A 2,403-nucleotide genomic window follows, 5' to 3' on the forward strand; every position below is an offset into this window, starting at 1 on the left:
GTAAGCACCCGGTGAACCCGTCTTGAAGGGGACCCGCGTAGCAAGGAGCATCGTGTCCATCTAGTTCTAGGTGGACACGTGGACACTATCGAAGAGAGCGCGCCAATACGGCGCCGACGTCGGCATAGCGCCGAGTTCAAGGCCAAGGCAGTGCAGGAGTGCATGCAGCCGGGTGTTTCGATCGCGGCGATAGCCCTGCACCATCGCCTCAATGCGAATCTGCTGCGGCGCTGGGTCGCCGAGCAGGAAGCAAAGAATGGCGCGCCTGAGGACCGCGAGTTGATGAGGGTGCCGCAAGGCGAGTTCATCCCGTTGCGGATCGGCGAGCCGACCACTGCCGTGCCGGACATCCAGATCGAAGTCCGCCGTGGCGCGACGACGATCAGTCTTCGCTGGCCGGGATCGGCCGCAGCGCAGTGCGCCCAGTGGCTGCAAGGGTGGTTGCGTTGATTCGGGTGGACGCGATCTGGTTGGCCGTGGAGCCGCTGGACATGCGCGCCGGTACCGAAACGATCCTCGCGCGGGTCGTCAAGGTGTTCGGCGCGGCACGCCCCCACCACGCCTACCTGTTTGCCAATAAGAGTTCGACGCGCATGAAGGTGCTGGTCTACGACGGCTTCGGCATCTGGCTGGCCGCGCGGCGCCTCAACAAGGGGCGCTTCATCTGGACGAACGGCGACCAGGCGATCGCCACGGCGCTCAATCCCGAGCAATTGCGTGCGCTGGTGACGGGGCTGCCTTGGCAGACGCTCACCCACGACCACGCGATCACGGTCGTGTAATACCCCCAAAGCCGTAAACTGGCTTCCTTCCAGAGGACTTGGGGTTCTGGCAGACTCGCCGCATGAACCTACCCACCAACCTCGATGCCCTGAGCCCGGACGAACTGCGCACACTGGCTGCGCAGTTGATGGCCCAGGTCGGCGAGAAGGACCGGGAGTTGCGGTACCGGCAAGCCAAGATCGACCAGCTCACACACGAGCTGGCCATCCACAAGCGCTGGAAGTTCGGCAAGCGCAGCGAGCAACTGACATCTGAACAGGCGAGTCTGCTGGACGAAGCCATTGACGCAGACCTCGAGGCGATTGAGACCGAACTGGAAGCGCTCCTGCCGTCGTCCAAATCTGAAGCCAAGAGCAAGCCCAAGCGCCAGGCATTGCCGCCGCAGTTGCCGCGCACCGACATCCACCACGAGCCGGACGCAGAGACCTGCACCTGTGGGTGTGCGCTCAAGCGCATTGGCGAAGACATCAGCGAGAAGCTGGACTACACGCCGGGCACGTTCACCGTGGAGCGTCACATCCGCGGCAAATGGGTGTGCGATCAGTGTGAGACGCTGGTGCAGACGCCGGTGCCACCCCACGTCATCGACAAAGGCATCCCGACGGCCGGACTGCTGGCACATACGCTGGTGTCCAAGTTCGGCGACCACCTTCCCCTGTATCGGCAGGAGCGCATCTATGCGCGCGCCGGTCTGGCCATCCCGCAATCGACACTGGGCGCGTGGGTGGGCATCTGTGGCGTGCGTCTGCAACCGCTGGTGGACGCCCTGCAAGAAGAGGTTCTGAGCCACGGTGTTCTGCACGCCGACGAAACGCCAGTGCAGATGCTCGCGCCCGGCAATGGCAAGACGCACCGCGCCTACCTGTGGGCCTATGCGCCGAGCGAGTTCGAGAAGATGCGCGCGGTGATTTACCAGTTTGCGCCCAGCCGCAGCGGCGAGCACGCTCGCGCGTTCCTGGGGCAGTGGCAAGGCAAGCTGGTATGTGATGACTTCGCCGGCTACAAGGCCAGCTTCGACGGTGGCGTCACTGAGATCGGTTGCATGGCCCATTCGCGGCGCAAGTTCTTTGAACTGCACGACAAGCACAAGAGCGAATTGGCGGGCCAGGCACTGCGCTACATGGTGAGCTTGTACGAGATCGAGGCGCAAGTGCGGGATGCTGAGCCAGACCAGCGCCTGGCAGCGCGGCAACAAAGGGCTGGCCCGATTCTAGAGCGGCTGCACGCCTGGCTCGAGGAACAGCGACGCCGCGTCCCAGACGGCTCGGCGATCGCGCGGGCCATTGACTACAGCCTCAAGCGGTGGCCGGCTCTCGTGCGTTACCTCGACGACCCGACGGTGCCCATCGACAACAACCACGTCGAGCGACAGATCCGGCCGGTTGCCCTGGGTCGCTCCAATTGGTTGTTTGCAGGCTCACTGCGCGCCGGTCAACGCGCGGCTGCCGTCATGAGCCTGATCCAATCGGCCAAGCTCAACGGGCACGATCCCTACGCCTATCTGAAAGACGTCCTCACGCGACTGCCGACCCACAAGGCGGCCGACATCGCCGAACTGCTCCCGCATCGCTGGACGCCCAGCGCCACCTAGCTGGCAAGACGGGTTCACCGGGTGCTTAC

3 protein-coding genes are annotated in these 2,403 nt (G+C 64.2%); all 3 read left to right on the forward strand.

Going from position 1 to position 2,403, the window contains the following annotated elements:
• Positions 1–78 precede the first annotated feature (78 nt).
• The 3 genes from tnpA to tnpC all read left to right on the forward strand — a co-directional run bounded on the left by tnpA (position 79) and on the right by tnpC (position 2,374).
• Positions 79–450, forward strand: a complete 372-nt coding sequence (tnpA, locus tag R2N11_RS26305) for an IS66-like element accessory protein TnpA (RefSeq protein ID WP_004633552.1) — start codon at positions 79–81, stop codon at positions 448–450.
• Positions 451–455: 5 nt separating this feature from the next.
• Complete coding sequence (tnpB, locus tag R2N11_RS26310; protein WP_131807846.1) at positions 456–782, forward strand: IS66 family insertion sequence element accessory protein TnpB; 327 nt, start codon at positions 456–458, stop codon at positions 780–782.
• A 62-nt stretch (positions 783–844) separates the two neighbouring features.
• Positions 845–2,374 (forward strand): IS66 family transposase, encoded by a 1,530-nt coding sequence (gene tnpC, locus R2N11_RS26315; RefSeq protein ID WP_009238807.1) that lies wholly within the window; start codon positions 845–847, stop codon positions 2,372–2,374.
• The last annotated feature ends 29 nt before the right edge of the window (positions 2,375–2,403 follow it).

The organism is Ralstonia flaminis (genome assembly GCF_958415495.1).
GTDB classification, from domain to species: Bacteria; Pseudomonadota; Gammaproteobacteria; order Burkholderiales; family Burkholderiaceae; genus Ralstonia; species Ralstonia flaminis.

What these genes read in the sequence shown, in the direction of transcription:
- tnpC (WP_009238807.1), top strand. Translation starts at nt 845, where the DNA reads ATGAACCTACCCACCAACCTCGATGCCCTGAGCCCGGACGAACTGCGC.